Raw genomic sequence first — 18,459 nt, forward strand, 5'->3', positions numbered from 1 at the left:
ATAAAACATAAAAATGTAGAGGTGATGTAGAGGTGGTTTACAAGTTAAATACTCAAAATATAATCTGTTAAATTAGTTTTTGAAGATAAATTCAACTTTTTTCTTAATCTATATCTTCTAATTTCTACACTTTTTACAGAGATATTTAATAAAGGTGCAATTTCTTTGGAGGTTAAGTTTAACCTTAAATATGCACAAAATTTTAAATTGTTGTGCGTTAAATCAGGATGTAATTTTTTTGCACGTTTTAAGAAGTCTTTGTCTGCATTATTAAAAGCCTCTTTAAAAAAGTCCCAATCCTTTGTGCTATTTAAATTTTTCTCAATTAATTTATAAATAGGATTTGAATCATCTATTTGCGGGTTTTGTTTCAACTCCTTTTTAATACTTCTTAAAAACTCGTTTCTTTTAATAATACTCATGGTAGAAATTGCCAACTCTCTATTTTTACTTTCAATTTCTTGGCTTAGTTTTTCGTTTGTTAACTTTATAACTTCTTGATCCGTTTTAATTTTTTGAACCTCTAGCTGCCTAAAATTGTGTTCTACTAATTTTTTATGACGTTTTCTATAATCCTTTTTATATAATTTATGTACAAAAAACACAACTGATAAAAAAAGCAAAACATACAACACAATTGCTGTTGTTGTAAAATATATTGGTGGATTAATCCTAAAATTATAAGTAATTGTGTTCTCTGAAAAATGATTTGCAATAACTGATCTCAAACTTATTTTATACGTTCCAAATGATAAATTTTCAAATTTTAAATAAGATGAACTTCCTAAATCGATCCAATTATTGTCGTTTATTTTATACTGATAATTTATAAACTGGTATTTGTTATATACAGGACTGCTAAACTGAAATTCAATTGAATTTTGATTCGCCTTAAAATCTCCAGATTTCTGTAAATTAATCTCTAAAGTATCAACGTTATTAAGGAGTATAGTATTTAAATAAATTTTATGCGCAAAATCTTGTTTCTTATCTAAATCTAGCAATAAATACCCATTCGTTTTTCCTATCAAATAATGGTTATTATAAACATTTGAAATACTTTCAAAACTAACGGTTGTTTTCCTTAAATAACTTTGAACCGGAATAAAATTAAGACTGTACTTATTTTCGATAGGCCCTTTTTCTAAGTAACTAATCGTGCTTTTATTAAAAGACCAAAGTTTATTATTTTTATCACTTATAAGTTTTCCAGACACATATTCGTCAGAAGAAAAAAGCGAACTAAAAACGCTATCTTTTTTAAAGGTATTTGTTGATGTTTGCAACTTAAAAACACCTTTCTTATAACTATAAAGAAGATCATCATCGTACTTTGTTAAACCAGATCCTTTTCCTTTTTCTATGGATGATAATAAAATATTCTCTTTGAATTTCTGATAATCATCATCAAAAACCAATTTATAAACCCCTTTATATTCATGATTCACAAAGATTTCTTTTGGATTTATCAATTCAAAAAAACGCGCGGAGTTCTGAAAACCTTTCAGCTTATTTTTCAATTGCCAAACATCATTTTTCTTCTCTAAAATGCTCATTCCTGAGTAATGACCTTGTAAAATTAAATTTGATTTTTCAGGGATTTCTCTAAAATTCCACGTTCCAGAAAAGTCAGTAATTTTTAAAGCTGAATTATTTTTAATTTGATAAGTACCTGAAGTATGTCCACATAACAAATCGCCATTTGTAGCAAAAAGTGACCAAATTTGACCTGTAATTCCTGAAACTTTTTTTAGAGGTTCATTTGTATTTATAGCTTTATAAAATAGTCCTTGATTTGTACCAATATAAATTTTATCCTCAAAACTTAAGGAACAATAGGTGGTTCCAAAATGACCATCATCATCATTAAATTCTTTGATAAAAGATTGATTATTTAAGCAATTTATGCCATTATCTAAAGCAGACCACACATTACCATCTACATCTTCATACAAATACAAAACTGTATTATTAGTTAAGCCAACAGTTTGATCTATTCTATTAATAACTTCTCCTTTTGATGAAATATGCAAAACACCATTAGATATAGTACCCAACATAAAAGAATTATCTCTTAAACGAATTCCGCAAAATATTTGATCTTTTGTAAATTCCTTATTTACAGGTGCATCCCATTTACTAACAACATCATTCTCAATAAGAAAAAAACCTTCACTCCTTGTTAAAACCAAATAATTGTTATCAATTTTAAATAGATTTAAAACTAATTTAACGTTATAATCATCTGGAAATTTTGTAATTAAAACCTCTTTTCCGTTTTCTAATTTTACTAGAGTTCCATCTTGTTTAAAAATATAAATAACAGCATCTATCTCAAAAATTCGATAATAATTGTTAAAATCTGTTAGATAATTTATTTCTTCAGTTTCTATATTGTAAAAATAAATTCGATGAAAAGATTGAAATAAAATCCATTTTTGATACTTTTTGATATTCCAAATATTCTCGTCTTCAAAAAGCTCATTTTCTATTTTTTTTGAGATGGATTTGTAATTTAAAATCCCTTTTTGATCTTTTCTCCAAAAACCAAATTCCATATAAGCTCCACTGTAAATTTTATCTTCATCTGCAAACAAAGATCTAATAACAGTGCTGTTAGAAGAAGGGTTCAGCGTCCATCTTGCTCCATTAAATTCTAATAAACCTTCATTATTGGCAACAAATATGGTTTTGTTTTTATTTTGAGTGATTGCCCAATTTTGGTTTTCAGAACGATAATCCTCTGGTTGGAATTTTAAAATTGGTGGAATTTCTTGACCAATGAAAATGCCAGAAATAAAAAAAAAGAGTAAAAATAGATTCTTTTTAAAACTCATCTTTTCTAAATAGTATTAAGTTGATAAAATTAAAAATAAACCTGCTGCTAAAACTGCTCCAATAATGGGTCCAAGAACAGGAATCCAAGCATAACTCCAATCGTTAGAAACTTTGTTTTTTATGGGCAATATTGCATGAATTATTCTTGGTCCAAAATCTCTTGCTGGGTTAATTGCATAGCCAGTTGTACCTCCTAAAGACAAACCAATTACCCAAACTAAAATTGCAACAGGTAAAGCACCCAAAGAACCTAAACCTATAGGAATTACCCCATTTTCAACATCATTTAAATTGGCATCTGTAAAATATAAAACCACAAAAACCAGCACAAAACAGCCGATAATTTCACTAATTAAATTGCTGGTGTAATTTCTAATGGCTGGAGAAGTACAAAAAACAGCTTTTTTTAATTCGCCATTTTTAGTGGCTTTAAAATGGTCTTTATATATTAACCAAGCAAAAAAAGCACCTAACATTGCCCCTATAAATTGAGCGATTACATATTCTAAAACCAAAGACCAATCAAACTTTCCTGCAACAGCCAAACCAATACTTACTGCCGGATTTAAATGCGCTCCACTAATTGGCCCAGCAACAGAAACACCTACAAAAACTGCAAAACCCCAAGCTGTAGTTATTACCATCCAGCCTAAATCGTTTGATTTTGTTTTTTCTAAAACTACATTAGCCACAACACCTGCACCTAAAAGAATTAATAAAAAAGTTCCTATAATTTCTGCTATAAATGGTGTCATTGGTTTTTAGTTGGTTTTATTTCTCGCAAAAACGCGAAGGCGTAAAGTTTTTTACAAGATGTGAGTTATTAAATGTATTTTTTTGATCCTTATTCTCTATGATTTTATTTCTTGTAAAACATAAAAGCACAACGTTTATTTCTCTTTTTTTTATGTATTCCTTAATTGTAAGGTTCTTATAGATAAACTTCTTTAAAACGTTTTTATCTTGTCTCTTGTTTCCTTTTCATCCACAAGTCGTAAGTTATTTAGTCTTTTCTCTTTCACCTTTTCTCACTTATCTATAAAGAAAACTTACACTAAAGTTATTCAGTCCAAAACTCCAAAGCCTTTACAGCTTTATACCAACCTTTTATATTTCTGTTAATTTTTTCTCTTTCTTGTGTTGGTTCAAATTCTTGATCTATTTGCCATATTTCTTGAATTTCTTCTTCGCTCTTCCAAAATCCAACAGCTAAACCAGCTAAAAAAGCAGCACCCATTGCTGTAGTTTCTACAACTTTTGGTCTAATGGTTTTTGTGTTTAAAACATCTGCTTGAAACTGCATTAAGGTATTATTTACAGTGGCTCCACCATCAACTCTTAATTCTTTAATTTTAATTTCAGCATCAGCTTCCATCGCTTTTAAAATATCCATAGATTGGTAAGCAATTGCATCTAAAGTTGCTCTGGCAATATGTGCATCTGTAGAGCCTCTTGTGATTCCAAAAATTGTTCCTTGCGCTTTTTGATTCCAATAAGGAGCACCTAAACCTGCAAATGATGGCACAAAATATACTCCATCTGCATCTTTTACCGAATTTGCTAAAGTTTCTACTTCAGATGAATTTCTGATAATTTTTAAGCCATCTCTTAACCACTGAACTGCTGCACCTGCAATAAAAACACTTCCTTCAAAAGCATACGTTGTTTTATTGTTGATTTTCCAAGCAACCGTAGTTAAAAGATTATTTTTAGATTGTATAGGTTTATCTCCAATATTCATCAACATAAAACAACCTGTTCCATAGGTGTTTTTTACCATGCCTTTTTTGGTACACATTTGCCCAAAAAGAGCAGCTTGTTGGTCTCCAGCAATTCCTGCAATTGGAATATTACAGTCAAAAAAAGTGGATTTTGTGTGTCCGTAAATTTCGCTCGATTGTTTTACTTCTGGCAACATCGATTTTGGAATTGTTAACAAGTCTAACAATTCATCATCCCAAGTCATGGTATTAATATTGAACAATAATGTTCTAGAGGCGTTTGTAACATCTGTAATGTGTTTTTTCTTTTTAGAGAAATTCCAAACTAACCAAGAATCGATGGTTCCTAATAGCAAATCTCCTTTTTCTGCACGTTCTCTTGCGCCATCAACATTGTCTAAAATCCATTTTACTTTGGTTCCCGAAAAATAAGAATCGACAACTAAACCTGTTTTTTTAGTAATCATTTCAGCTTTTCCTGCTGCTTTTAATTCATCACAATACTCAGAAGTTCTTTTATCTTGCCAAACAATAGCATTGTAAACAGGTTTGCCTGTATTTTTATCCCAAACTACCACAGTTTCTCGCTGATTTGTAATCCCGATTGCAGCAATATCTTCCATTTCTAAACCTTTGCTTGCAATGGCTTCTGCAGCAACTCCTGCTTGTGTAGACCAAATTTCTACAGCATCATGCTCTACCCAACCTGGCTGAGGAAAAATTTGTGTAAATTCTTTTTGTGCAACCGATCTTATAGTTCCTTTTTTATCAAAAACGATGGCTCTAGAACTTGTTGTTCCTTGGTCTAATGCTAAAATATATTTGCTCATAATTGTATAGTTTCAAAGTTTTTGGTTTAAAATTTAAAAAATCTTCCTCGTAATTATTTTTTTTGATGAAAAGATGAATACTTAAAAAAATGCCACGAATTCACGAATTAAAAAATCTATTTTACTGAATAAATTGAGAAAAATTACACCAATTTTAAAAAATTCCAAAGGAATTTTACATTTGTGAAATAATTTTTGTTTTCAACAATTAAAATTCGTGAATTCGTGGCTAATTGATTCAAAATGCGAATACAAGTATCGAACATAAAATATTAATATTTCCCATAATTAGTTTCATACCAATTATTGTAAGCAAGTTCTAATTCTTTTACAATTTTTGGATGTTCTTTTGAAACATCAAAACGCTCTCCTGCATCTTTATTAATATTGAATAATTTTAATTCCTTGTTGTCTACAATTGGAGCAATATAATAAGCTGTTGGTTCACTTTTCCAGTGATTTTCTTTGGCATTTGTCAATTTCCAATCTCCTTTTCTAACAGCCCAGTTTTTTTGCCATTTCCAAACTAACAAACGTTCTGAATCAGTTTCAGCAAGTAAATCTTGTCCATCTAAAGTAGCATCATTTAAAGTAATTCCAGCTGCATTTACCAATGTTGGCAAAATATCAGTAGCAGAAACATACGCATCTTGTGTGGAATTTGCTGCTACTTTTCCATCCCAAACCAAAGCCATTGGAACTCGAATTCCACCTTCCCAAAGCGAATATTTACCACCTGTTAATGGGCTATTGTTTGAACCTGTTAAAGGCGAACCTCCATTATCAGAAATAAAAACAATAATAGTTTCTTTGTCTATTTTTTCTTCGGATAAAACATCTAAAACTCGACCAATATTATCATCTAAACAATTTAAATTTGCTAGATAATATTTTCTCAAATCGTCTGAATTTATAGCACCAACTCTAGAATATTTATCATAATAAGCAGCATAAGTTCCTGCTTCTTTTGTTCCATAAGCAATTAAACTATCTGGGTGATAATTAGGAATTTCCTTGACGCCATATTTGTCTAAATATTTCTTTGGTACTTCATGTATTAAATGATGTACAGCACTATAAGAAAGCATTAAAAAAAATGGTTTTTCTTGATTTCTTTTTTTGATGTAATCAATAGCTTCATCAGAAAAAATATCTGTTAGATAGCCTTCTTCGTAGCTTTTTTCTTTGTCATTATGCATTAAAGGCCCTAACAAAGCACTTGTACCAAAAGGATCTGGAGTTATATCTTTAATTTTTTGAGAGTTTAACCAATAGTCATGTGCATGTGCACTGAAACCTAAAAACTCATCAAAACCATGATTTGTTGGGTATTCTCTCACATTATTTTTATGAAAATTTCTACCCAAATCATTCTTCCCAATTTTTGCAGTTGCATAGCCTGCTTGCTTTAAATATTCTGGAAGTGTTTTTACAGAATCTGGCAATCCTGGACCCCAACTTGCAGGTTTATCCCATCTAAATTGATTCTTACCCGTTAAAAAACCCGCTCTTGAAGGACTACAAACTGGTGCAGTAACATAAGCTTGTGTATATACTTTTCCACTTTTGCCCAATCTTGTAATATTGGGTGTAGATACATTTGATTCATTGATATTAAAAGGTGTAAAATCGGAATATCCTTGATCATCAACAACTATAAAAAGAATGTTTGGTTTTTTTGAAGTTTCTACTTTTTGATCTTTTGTACAAGAAACAAAAAAAAGTACTGCAACAATATATAGTAGTTTTTTCATAAAGTAGTTTTTAATCGATTTTCAAATCTATAAATAAAATTGATAAAAACAAGAAATCTGCAAATTATAAATCCTTTTTTTACAGATATATCAATAAAAAGACCATTTGTTTTCTGCCAATTTGTCATTATTTTTTCATTTTTGGTTGTATATTTGCAGTTCATTTTTTTACTATGGAGCAAATCGAAAAAGTAATCGACGAAAAAATTCAAGGAAAAGCGTTGATTACTGAAAATAAAAAGGAAAACACTAAAAAACTATTTATTGAAAGCTATGGCTGTCAAATGAATATGAATGATAGTGAAATAGTTGCTGCAATTTTAGATAAAGAAGGGTATAACACCACAAATATCTTAGAAGAAGCAGATTTAGTATTGGTAAATACGTGTTCAATCAGAGAAAAAGCTGAAACTTCCGTTAGAAAAAGATTACAGAAATACAATGCTGTAAAACAAGTAAACAAAAACATGAAAGTTGGTGTTTTAGGTTGTATGGCTGAACGTTTAAAAGAAAAGTTTTTAGAGGAAGAAAAAATTGTGGATTTGGTTGTTGGTCCAGATGCCTATAAAGATTTACCAAACTTATTAGAAGAAGTTTACGAAGGTAGAGATGCAGTAAATGTAATTTTATCGAAAGAAGAAACGTATGGAGATATTTCTCCAGTTCGTTTAAATAGTAATGGTGTTACTGCGTTTGTATCGATTACAAGAGGTTGTGATAATATGTGTACTTTTTGCGTGGTTCCTTTTACAAGAGGAAGAGAAAGAAGTAGAGATCCAAAAAGTATTTTAGAGGAAATTCAACAAATGGTTGATAAAAACTTTAAAGAAATTACATTGCTTGGCCAAAATGTAGATAGCTTTTTATGGTATGGAGGAGGTTTAAAGAAAGACTTTAAAAAGGCTTCTGAAATGCAACAAGCAACTGCTGTTGGTTTTGCAGAATTGTTAGACATGTGTGCTACAAAATTCCCAAAAACACGTTTTAGGTTTTCAACATCCAATCCTCAAGACATGAGTTTAGATGTAATTCATGTAATGGCGAAACACAAAAATATTTGTAAATATTTACATTTACCTGTTCAAAGTGGCTCTAATGCTATGTTAAAGGCGATGAACAGACAACATACTCGTGAAGAATACATGGAATTGGTGGATAATATTTTTAAGATTATTCCAGAAATGTCTTTATCTCAAGATATGATTGTTGGTTTTTGTGGCGAAACTGAACAAGATCATCAAGATACTTTAGAGTTGATGAAATATGTAAAATACGACTTTGGTTTTATGTTTGCGTATTCTGAAAGACCAGGAACTTTAGCTGGTAATAAAATGGAAGATGATGTACCTTTTGCTACTAAAAAAAGACGTTTACAGGAAATTATCGACTTACAACAAGAACACGCTTTATTTAGAACACAACAACATTTAGGAAAAACTGAAGAGTTTTTAATTGAAGGTACTTCAAAGAAAAATCCTAACGAATGGAAAGGAAGAAACACGCAAAATACAGTGGCTGTTTTTGACAAAGGTGATTATAAATTAGGTGACTTTGTAATGGTAAAAGTTGAAGACTGCACCTCTGCAACTTTAAAAGGAACTGTTGTTGGGTATTCTGATAATAATTAAATCCCATCCTTAATCCTTCCCAAAGGGAAGGAAACTGTTGTGGAAAACATAAAAAGAAGAACAAAATTGAGAACAGAAGAGTGTTTTTCCCCTTTGGGGAATTAAAGGGGATAAAATCCCATCCCTAATCCTTCCCAAAGGGAAGGGAATTCCAATATTATGGATAAAAAAGATAAGGTAATATAATTTAGAAAAAGAAATAACACAAGAGTGTTTTCCCCTTTGGGGAAATTAAAAGGGGCCTTTTTATGGAAAACATACAAGCATTAAAACAACGTTTTGGAATTATTGGAAACGATATTCACTTAAACAGAGCATTAGAAAAAGCAGTAAGAGTTGCTCCTACTGATATTTCTGTTTTGGTAACTGGAGAAAGTGGTGTTGGTAAAGAAAATATTCCGAAAATAGTACATTCACTATCACATAGAAAACATGCAAAATATATTGCTGTAAATTGTGGTGCAATTCCTGAAGGAACAATTGACAGTGAACTTTTTGGTCATGAAAAAGGCGCTTTTACAGGAGCAACTCAAGACAGAAAAGGTTATTTTGAAGTTGCTGATGGTGGAACAATTTTTTTAGATGAAGTTGGTGAATTACCCTTAACAACCCAAGTACGCTTGTTACGTGTTTTAGAAAATGGCGAATTCATAAAAGTAGGTTCCTCTAAAGTACTAAAAACGAATGTTAGAATTGTTGCTGCTACCAATGTAAATATGCAAGAAGCCATTCAAAAGGAAAAATTTAGAGAAGATTTATATTACAGATTAAGTACTGTAGAAATCCATTTGCCAGCTTTAAGAAATAGAAATGAAGATATTCATTTACTGTTTAGAAAATTTGCAGCAGATTTTGCTCAAAAATACAGAATGCCTTCCATTCGTTTAGATGATAATGCTATCACAGTTTTACTAAATTATCGTTTTCCAGGGAACATTCGTCAGCTTAAAAATTTAGCAGAACAAATTTCCGTAATTGAAGAAGAAAGAGTGGTTTCTGCTCAAAAATTACAGCAATATTTACCTAATAACAAAGGTAACTTTCCTGCAGTTGTTGGTGGTAAAAAAGAGAACGATTTTTCTACAGAGCGTGACATTATGTATAAAATTTTGTTTGATATGCGTAATGATATCAACGATTTAAAGAAATTGACGTTAGATTTGATGCGAAATGGAAATATTGAAGAAGTTCAAGAAGAGAATCATCATTTATTAGAAAAAATTTACAGCAATAAAGAATTAAAAGATAGTGATATTGAAGTGATGAATATTCCTCAAAATTCTACTGCTGATAAAGAGTATGATTTTATAGAGACTATTGAAGAAGATGAATCTTTATCTTTACAAGACAAGGAGATTGAAATGATTAAAAAGTCTTTAGAAAAAAACAACAATAAACGTAAATTAGCAGCGAAAGAATTAGGTATTTCAGAAAGAACACTTTACAGAAAAATTAAACAATACGATTTATAGAATTCAATATTTAAAATTTAAAATTCCGAGTTTTCGTTAATACTCGAAACTTTGAACCTTGAACATTGAATCTTAAATCTTGAACCTTGAAGAATTAATTATGAAAAAAATAATTTTATCACTCATTATAGTAGCAACTTTTATAGGTTGTGGTGTGTACGGATTTTCTGGTGTAAACACAGATGCAGAATCAATTCAAATTGATTTTTTCCCAAATCAAGCACAATTAGTAGAACCTGTTTTAACACAGCGTTTTACAAATGATCTGCAAGATTTATACACGCGCCAAACAAATTTAACACTTACAAATAGTAAAGCAGATTTGTATTTAAGTGGCGAAATAACAGGCTATAGAGTAACACCCATGAGTGGAACTGCAGACCAAACTGCTGCTCAAAACCGATTAACAGTAACAGTAAATGTTCGTTTTGCAAACAGATTAAAAGAAAAGGAAGACTTTGAAAAAAGCTTTTCTTTTTATGCTGATTTTCCAGCAAATGCACAGTTAGTTGGTGGGGTTTTAGAAACTGCGTTAGATGAAATTATAGAAAGAATTACACAAGATATTTTTAACGCTACTGTTGCAAAGTGGTAGAGGAAGTTGGAAGTTGGAATAAAAAAGTAAAAAACAAAGTTGAAAAAAGATAGTTTCATCAATATATTAGATAAAAAACAAACTATTCAGCAAGTAGAAACTGCCGAGTTAAAAACTGTTGTAGATGAATTTCCTTATTTTCAAACTGCAAGAGCTCTATATTTAAAAGGTTTACAAAATCAAGATAGTTTTAAATATAATAACGAACTAAAAACAACTGCAGCTCACACTACTGATAGAACTGTTTTGTTCGATTTTATTGTATCGAATAAATTTAATACTCCTAAAAAAGAAATTCATCAACAATTAATCGAAAAGATTGCTGAAGAAAACAAGCCTAAAAGTAGCATCAACATTAAAAGTATTGCTAAAAAAACATCCGTAGAAAAAGTTGAAAAACAATTAAAAGTTGGCAAACCAATTTCTTTTACAAATGATGAAAATTATTCTTTTAATCAATGGTTGCAATTATCTACAAAAAAACCAATTATTAGAGAGGCTTCCGAAGAAAAAAACAGTGATGAAAATCAGGAAATTATAGAAAAATTTATTCAAAATAATCCTAAAATAACACCTCTTTCTAAAGACAAAAGTGTCTCTATTGCTATAGCAAAAAACAAACAAGATTCCTCTTTAATGACGGAAACTTTAGCAAAAGTTTATTTGGAGCAAAAAAAATACGAAAATGCAATACAAGCATATAGAATTTTAATTTTGAAATATCCAGAAAAAAGTGGTTTCTTTGCAGACCAAATTAAAAGAATACAAATTTTACAAAAAAATAAATCATGAATTATACAGTGTTTATAGTATTAATTTTATTTGTAGCCATAGCCTTAATATTAATTGTTATGGTACAAAATCCTAAAGGTGGAGGATTATCTTCTTCTTTTGGAGGTGGAGGAGCACAATCTTTAGGGGGTGTGCAAAACACAAATAATTTTTTAGACAGAACAACTTGGACGTTAGCAATTGCAATGTTTGCTTTAATTTTATTATCGAACATCGCTATTCCTAGAGGTGGAGAAAATGATGTTAATTTAGACAGAACTCTAGAAGGAACAGCTCCTATAGAAAACACAACTTCTGCTCCAGCTACAAACGATACTATCAACTAGTTTTTTAGTGATACAACATAGAAATGCCAACGTAAATGACACGTTGGCATTTTTTTTTGCCTTGATTTTCCTATTAAAAATCATTCAAAGAAAAATTGTCAGTTTTTAGCTGATGGCATAATTTCTGACTATTTATACAATATAAAAAATAATTTTATTAATCAAAATTTATAAAACAATGGGATTAAACATTAAACCTTTAGCAGATAGAGTTCTTGTAGAACCTGCACCAGCAGAAACAAAAACAGCATCTGGATTAATTATACCAGACAACGCAAAAGAAAAGCCTCAAAAAGGAACTGTAGTTGCAGTTGGAAATGGTAAAGTTGATGAGCCTTTAACTGTAAAAGTTGGCGATACTGTTTTATATGGTAAATATGGTGGAACTGATTTAAAATTAGAGGGAACTGATTATTTAATGATGCGTGAATCTGATATTTTGGCGATCATCTAAAAAAGTGTTCAGTTCGCAGTTGCAGTTTTCAGTAGCAACTTTTGAATGAATAAAACTTACATAAACTATTAATTCTGAGTGGAAAACTTTAAACTTTAAACTCGGAACTTTAAACAATTTAAACAATGGCAAAAGATATAAAATTTGATATAGAAGCTAGAGATGGCTTAAAACGTGGAGTTGATGCACTTGCAAACGCAGTAAAAGTAACTTTAGGACCAAAAGGAAGAAATGTAATTATTTCTAAATCTTTTGGAGCACCAACAGTTACTAAAGATGGTGTTTCTGTAGCAAAAGAAATTGAGTTAGAGAATCCTTTAGAAAATATGGGAGCTCAAATGGTAAAAGAAGTAGCTTCTAAAACAAACGATTTAGCTGGTGATGGAACTACAACAGCAACTGTATTAGCTCAGGCAATTGTAAAAGAAGGATTGAAAAACGTTGCTGCAGGCGCAAATCCAATGGATTTAAAACGTGGAATTGATAAAGCTGTTACTGCAATTATTGAAGATTTAGAAAAGCAAGCTCAAAAAGTTGGTAATTCATCAGAAAAAATTAAACAAGTTGCTGCAATTTCTGCAAATAATGATGATGTTATTGGAGATTTAATTGCAACTGCTTTTGCAAAAGTTGGTAAAGAAGGTGTAATTACTGTAGAGGAAGCAAAAGGTATGGAAACATACGTAGATGTTGTGGAAGGTATGCAGTTTGATAGAGGTTATTTATCTCCTTATTTTGTAACTGATGCAGATAAAATGATTGCAGATTTAGAAAATCCATATGTTTTATTGTTTGATAAAAAGATTTCTAACTTACAAGAAATTTTACCAATTTTAGAACCAGTTTCTCAATCAGGAAGACCTTTATTAATTATTGCTGAAGATGTAGATGGACAAGCATTAGCAACTTTAGTAGTAAACAAATTAAGAGGTGGATTAAAAATTGCGGCTGTAAAAGCGCCTGGTTTTGGAGACAGAAGAAAGGCAATGTTAGAGGATATTGCAATTTTAACTGGTGGAACTGTAATTTCTGAAGAAAGAGGATTCTCTTTAGAAAACGCAACCTTAGATTTATTAGGTACTGCAGAAGGTATTACCATTGATAAAGATAATACTACCATTGTAAACGGTTCTGGAGATCCCGAAGCAATTAAAACAAGAGTTGGTCAGATCAAATCTCAAATAGAAACAACTACTTCTGATTATGATAAAGAAAAACTACAAGAACGTTTGGCTAAATTAGCTGGTGGTGTTGCAGTTTTATATGTTGGTGCTGCTTCTGAAGTAGAAATGAAAGAGAAAAAAGACAGAGTTGATGATGCCTTACATGCTACAAGAGCTGCAGTTGAAGAAGGTATTGTTGCTGGTGGTGGAGTTGCATTTGTGCGTGCTAAAAAAGTTTTAGAAAAATTAGCAACCGAAAATTTAGACGAAACTACAGGTGTACAAATTGTAAACAAAGCAATTGAATCGCCTTTAAGAACGATTGTAGAAAATGCTGGTGGTGAAGGTTCTGTGGTAATCAACAAAGTTTTAGAGGGCAAAAAGAACTTTGGTTACGATGCAAAATCTGAACAATATGTAGATATGTTAGAGGCTGGAATTATAGATCCTAAAAAAGTAACTAGAGTTGCTTTAGAAAACGCAGCTTCTGTTGCAGGTATGATCTTAACTACAGAATGTGCTTTAATCGATATTAAAGAAGAAAACGCTGGTGGTGGAATGCCTCCAATGGGTGGTGGAATGCCAGGAATGATGTAGTGGCGAATCGCCAAAGATAATTAATTTACTCTTGCTTAGCGTAAATTAACTTATTTTTATAAATTAAAAATCCGTTAGAATTATTTTTCTAACGGATTTTTTATCCTGCAAGGTTTCAAAAACCTAGTAGGTATAAATTCTAGGTATGAGCGTTTAAAATAAAATTGAAGTTATTTTACAAAAACTCAATAAGCATAAAAACAGCCATTAAAATCATTATAGTGTTTTCTATAAACGTAGCTTTCGTCATTGGTAGGTTTAAAACTGAGCCCAAACACGCACATTTAATTGTTTGTTTAGACATCAAAGATTTCGTTACTCCAATTGTTGTAATTCCTAAAATAATGAAAGTGATAATGATTGCTGCTAATATTTGAAATCGCATTAAAAAGAAAACTCCTAAGGCTAATTCTATAAACGGATACACCAATCCATAATTCGGAATTTTTTTCGCTAAAGGATCATACATTGCAAAACTACCTGCAAAACCTTTTAAATCTAACAACTTAAAAAAGCTAAAAACCACATAAAATAAACCCATAAATGTTAACATAAATTCTGATGTGTTCCAAGGATTTATATTGATTAAAATGGATGCAGTGGTTATAAAACCAAATATTAAAAATAAAGGAAATAATTGCTGCAATTCAGATTTTTCATCTTCCTTAAAATCTACAGCTGGAATTTCTTTTTTAGACTCTTTTTTTTCCGAAATCGTAAATTTTTCTGATAATGCATTTTGTAATTCATCCACAGATAAATGAGATTTCATTTTAATTTCTGCGGATTTGTTTTCTAAATCAACTGAAATATTTTCTACGTTTTCTAGTGCTGAAATAGATTTTTCTACGGAAGACTTACAACCATTGCAAGTCATTCCAGAAATGTTGTAAGTATGTGTCATTTTACTTTTGTTTCTTTACTTTTTTCAATTCTCCTTCATGATCTTTTACAATTTCCTCATCTCTGTATTTGCAACAAGGATGCACAGATTCGTACGCTTCATTTTTAGCGACAATTTTTTTATCATCTTCTAATAAAATATCATGCCCAACTTCTAATATATGATCTTGAATGGTTTTAACATCAGTTTTACGCTCGTCCATTATTACATTTAGTTGATGTGTTGTTGGACTCCAAATTGCAAACTTTACACCTTTTGTTTTTAAAGCTGCAGTTTCTATACGCTTTTTGCACATACCACAAATGCCATCTACTTTCATAGATATTTTTGCGTTTTTATCTTTTTTTACTTCTTGCGCTTGTACTGTAAAACCTGCTAAGATTATTGCTAATGTTATAAATACTTTTTTCATTTTATTGATTTTTATTTAGTTTTAATCCTCAAAGGTTTTGAAACCCTTTGAGGAGTTTGTAATTAATTTTTATTTTTTTTAACTATTTAATTTTAAATCGTAATCCTGCATAGATTGATCTTCCAAAAATTGGCTGATACACAATAGTTGTATCAAAATTTGCACCAAAAGGATCATCACTTCCTAAAATAGGATTTGGTTGTTGCACATTGGTTAAGTTTTCTCCTCCAACATACACTTCAAATTTACTAGAAAATACTTTTGTAATCTGCGAATTTAATAACTGGTAAGATGCAGCATTTTCTGGTAATTGATATTGCACAGGATTTGAACGTGTATTTGGCAAACGCTGTTCTCCAATAGTATTGAAAGTAACATCAAATCGCCATTGAGATTCTTTTGCTGTTAATTCGGTTTCATAAGATAAATTTGCAAAGAAACGTGTTTGTGGCTGGATTGGTTTTTGCAAGTTTCCACTTTTATAATCTGTAGAAATATCAAAATACTTGTAAGCCGTTCTAAAATTGAGGTTTTTAGCCAGCTCATAATTTACTTCTACTTGAAAACTATTAGCAATACTACTTCCATTTAAATCGTAAAATGAAATTTCTTGCGGATTTTCCCAATCTACAATTACTTGGTTTTGAAAGTTGGTTTGATACAAATCAAATGTAATATCGCCATTTTTTTCAAAAATATTGAATCTCTGCATAAAGGAAACTCCATAATTCCATGCAATTTCGGGGTTTAATCCGTAAATATTTCCACCAACATCATCGATGTTAATTTGCCTAGAACTTGCAAACAACTGTTGGTTTTCTGCAAAAATATTTGCGCTTCTTTTTCCTCTTCCAACAGATGCTCTTAAAACTCCTCTATCCCAAGGAACATATCTTAGATGCAAACGTGGCGTAACAAAAGTACCTAGCAAATTGTGTGTATCAACTCGTAAACCCGCAGTTAAACTAAAATCTTCTAAATTATCAAAAGCATATTCAAAAAATGCGCCTAAAGAATTTTCGTTTCTGCTAAAATTTGTAGTATTAACCAATTCATCAAATCGATCATATGTATATGACAATCCTGTTTTAAATTTGTTTCTTGTATCACCAATAATGGAATTGAATATTAAATTAGAATACACACTTTCATGCTGAATATCATACACATTCAATCCAAAATATGAGTCTTGTTGATGGTTGCTATACGCTGTTTGAAACCCAATACTTTGAAAAGGCATTTCTGGAAAAACATACCCAAGTTTTAAAGAAGTATCAAAACGTTTGGTATCTATTTCACTTCCCCATTTATTGGTAGTTCCTCTGTCTAATTCAGGATTAAAATCCAGTTCTCCTGTCTGTTTTTCATCATTTAAAAAACGAACATTTATAAAACTAACCCAACCTTTTTCGGCGTCTGTAAATTGCCATCTGTTCATTACATTGAGTTGATTGGCTAAGGGCATGTCTAAAAAATTATCACCATTATTATCAAATTTCTGACCTGTATAATTTCCATGGATGTATACACCTGTTTGCCATTTATCTGAAATTAGCTCATTAAAATGCGTATTCAATTCAAAACGACCCATTTGAGAACCATAGGCATTTAAGAAAAATTTATTATCAGAAAATGGTTTTACCAATTCTGCATTAATTTGTCCAGAAATACTTTCAAATCCATTCACTACAGAACCTGCACCTTTTGTAATTTGAATACTTTCTACCCAAGTTCCTGGTGTAAATGTGAGTCCAAAAACTTGACTTGCACCTCTAACAGTCGGAATATTTTCTTGTGTAATTAGCAAATACGGACTTTTTAAACCAATCATTTCAATTTGACGAGTTCCTGTTAACGCATCAGAAAAACTTAAATCGATTGATGGATTTGTTTCAAAACTTTCAGCCAAATTACAGCAAGCAGCTTTTAACAATTCTTCTGCATTTACTGTAAACATATTAGTGGTTGATAAAAATGATTTTTGAACCGGATTTCTTTTTGTATTAATCGTGATTTCTTCCAGCTCACCCTCTGGCTTTAAAAAGTAGTGAATTGGTTCTAAATTATTAATAGTGATGGTATCTGTTTTATACCCCAAATAACTAACAACCAGTTTTTTATATTCAAGTTTATAAGCAATTGTAAACCAACCCTTACTATTGGTAATTGCACTTACATTTGTGTTTAGCCAATGTACAGAAACGCCTTCTATCCCTAAATTATCTTTAGGATTGTTTCGTTCCATAATCATGCCTTTATAGGTTGTTTGAGAAAACAGCATGAAAGGCATCAATAGCAAAAAGCTATTTAAAATATATTTTTTCATTTAATATTGATTTTAATTTTATAACAAGACTGTTAATCATCTAAAAAGATGACATTTGAGTGTTAAAAATTAAATCAAATTAAAAAAAGATTGGTAAGAAACCTGATAATCGAAAGCAATATCAGGTGGAGAAAAATCTTTGTAAGATTTTTTTTCAGTAGAAATTTCTACAAATATGTCTTTATAAGAAATAAAAAAAGCTGCTAAAAACTGCTGATTTTCAAAAGTGATGTTCTCAATTTTGTTGTTTTGCAATTCATCTTGTCCTTCAATTTGATGAACCTCATCTTTACAGCAATTTTTCTTTTTTGATACTTTTTCCATATCCATTCCACAAGCATCAGTTTCGCCTGTAAAAGAAATATCAACTAAAAAATCTCCACAATAATGTGTATCAACCGTAAAAGAAAAGGTTGAAAACAACACTAAAAACGCTAGTGTTAAAGACGATATTTTAGTTAAAAAATGTTTCATTATTGTTTTGCAAATTTACAATAAGATTTTGTAAAAATTTGTTAAAAAAGGCTAACTTAAAGTTATCAAGCCAAGAATTCACTAATTATCATTTTTTACAAAAAATCTTATACTTTTTTAAAGATTTTTAAATAATGAAATTTTATAAACTTCCGAAATTCATATGATGGATT

The 18,459-nt window shown here is 30.5% G+C and carries 15 protein-coding genes; 7 read left to right on the plus strand and 8 right to left on the minus strand.

The genetic code is table 11. The features are described from left to right. Positions 1–44 precede the first annotated feature (44 nt). The 4 genes from P161_RS0103515 to P161_RS0103530 form a co-directional block, all read right to left on the minus strand. Positions 45–2,837 (minus strand): LuxR C-terminal-related transcriptional regulator, encoded by a 2,793-nt coding sequence (locus P161_RS0103515; RefSeq protein ID WP_026775685.1) that lies wholly within the window; start codon positions 2,835–2,837, stop codon positions 45–47. Between the two features lie 15 nt (positions 2,838–2,852). Further along, positions 2,853–3,593 carry an MIP/aquaporin family protein gene (locus P161_RS0103520; protein ID WP_026775686.1) on the minus strand — a complete coding sequence of 247 codons (741 nt, stop codon included), beginning with the start codon at positions 3,591–3,593 and terminating at the stop codon, positions 2,853–2,855. Between the two features lie 305 nt (positions 3,594–3,898). After that, positions 3,899–5,389 carry a glycerol kinase GlpK gene (gene glpK, locus P161_RS0103525; RefSeq protein WP_026775687.1) on the minus strand — a complete coding sequence of 497 codons (1,491 nt, stop codon included), beginning with the start codon at positions 5,387–5,389 and terminating at the stop codon, positions 3,899–3,901. A gap of 272 nt (positions 5,390–5,661) precedes the next feature. After that, on the minus strand, positions 5,662–7,143 hold the full coding sequence (locus P161_RS0103530; protein ID WP_026775688.1) for a sulfatase: 1,482 nt from the start codon (positions 7,141–7,143) through the stop codon (positions 5,662–5,664). 173 nt (positions 7,144–7,316) lie between these two features. Here P161_RS0103530 and miaB point away from each other — a divergent pair, with 173 nt between their 5' ends. The 7 genes from miaB to groL all read left to right on the plus strand — a co-directional run bounded on the left by miaB (position 7,317) and on the right by groL (position 14,170). Further along, the gene (gene miaB / locus P161_RS0103540; RefSeq protein WP_026775689.1) at positions 7,317–8,771 is read left to right on the plus strand and encodes a tRNA (N6-isopentenyl adenosine(37)-C2)-methylthiotransferase MiaB; all 1,455 of its coding nucleotides are present in this window, start codon (positions 7,317–7,319) and stop codon (positions 8,769–8,771) included. A 248-nt stretch (positions 8,772–9,019) separates the two neighbouring features. Continuing rightward, the gene (locus P161_RS0103545) at positions 9,020–10,243 is read left to right on the plus strand and encodes a sigma 54-interacting transcriptional regulator (protein WP_026775690.1); all 1,224 of its coding nucleotides are present in this window, start codon (positions 9,020–9,022) and stop codon (positions 10,241–10,243) included. Positions 10,244–10,343: 100 nt separating this feature from the next. Beyond that, a complete protein-coding gene (locus P161_RS0103550; protein WP_026775691.1) occupies positions 10,344–10,838 on the plus strand; it encodes an LptE family protein in 495 nt (164 codons plus the stop codon). 39 nt (positions 10,839–10,877) lie between these two features. Then, positions 10,878–11,630, plus strand: a complete 753-nt coding sequence (locus tag P161_RS0103555; protein ID WP_026775692.1) for a tetratricopeptide repeat protein — start codon at positions 10,878–10,880, stop codon at positions 11,628–11,630. Beyond that, a complete protein-coding gene (gene secG / locus P161_RS0103560; RefSeq protein ID WP_026775693.1) occupies positions 11,627–11,956 on the plus strand; it encodes a preprotein translocase subunit SecG in 330 nt (109 codons plus the stop codon). Before P161_RS0103555 ends, secG begins: the two co-directional genes overlap by 4 nt. A gap of 178 nt (positions 11,957–12,134) precedes the next feature. Beyond that, positions 12,135–12,410 carry a co-chaperone GroES gene (groES, locus tag P161_RS0103565; RefSeq protein WP_026775694.1) on the plus strand — a complete coding sequence of 92 codons (276 nt, stop codon included), beginning with the start codon at positions 12,135–12,137 and terminating at the stop codon, positions 12,408–12,410. 125 nt (positions 12,411–12,535) lie between these two features. Further along, positions 12,536–14,170 (plus strand): chaperonin GroEL, encoded by a 1,635-nt coding sequence (gene groL / locus P161_RS0103570; protein WP_026775695.1) that lies wholly within the window; start codon positions 12,536–12,538, stop codon positions 14,168–14,170. A 175-nt stretch (positions 14,171–14,345) separates the two neighbouring features. Here the strand turns inward: groL and P161_RS0103575 are convergent, their stop codons facing one another. From P161_RS0103575 to P161_RS0103590, 4 genes are all read right to left on the minus strand, one after another. After that, on the minus strand, positions 14,346–15,074 hold the full coding sequence (locus P161_RS0103575; RefSeq protein WP_026775696.1) for a heavy-metal-associated domain-containing protein: 729 nt from the start codon (positions 15,072–15,074) through the stop codon (positions 14,346–14,348). A 1-nt stretch (position 15,075) separates the two neighbouring features. Continuing rightward, positions 15,076–15,486: a heavy-metal-associated domain-containing protein gene (locus P161_RS0103580; RefSeq protein ID WP_026775697.1), complete on the minus strand. Its 411-nt coding sequence runs from the start codon at positions 15,484–15,486 to the stop codon at positions 15,076–15,078. Between the two features lie 82 nt (positions 15,487–15,568). After that, on the minus strand, positions 15,569–17,812 hold the full coding sequence (locus P161_RS0103585) for a carboxypeptidase-like regulatory domain-containing protein (protein WP_026775698.1): 2,244 nt from the start codon (positions 17,810–17,812) through the stop codon (positions 15,569–15,571). 69 nt (positions 17,813–17,881) lie between these two features. Then, positions 17,882–18,286, minus strand: coding sequence for a hypothetical protein (locus P161_RS0103590; RefSeq protein ID WP_036841208.1), 405 nt, complete (start codon positions 18,284–18,286; stop codon positions 17,882–17,884). Between the last annotated feature and the right edge of the window lie 173 nt (positions 18,287–18,459).

This window comes from Polaribacter sp. Hel_I_88, assembly GCF_000687935.1.
Classification (GTDB): Bacteria; Bacteroidota; Bacteroidia; order Flavobacteriales; family Flavobacteriaceae; genus Polaribacter.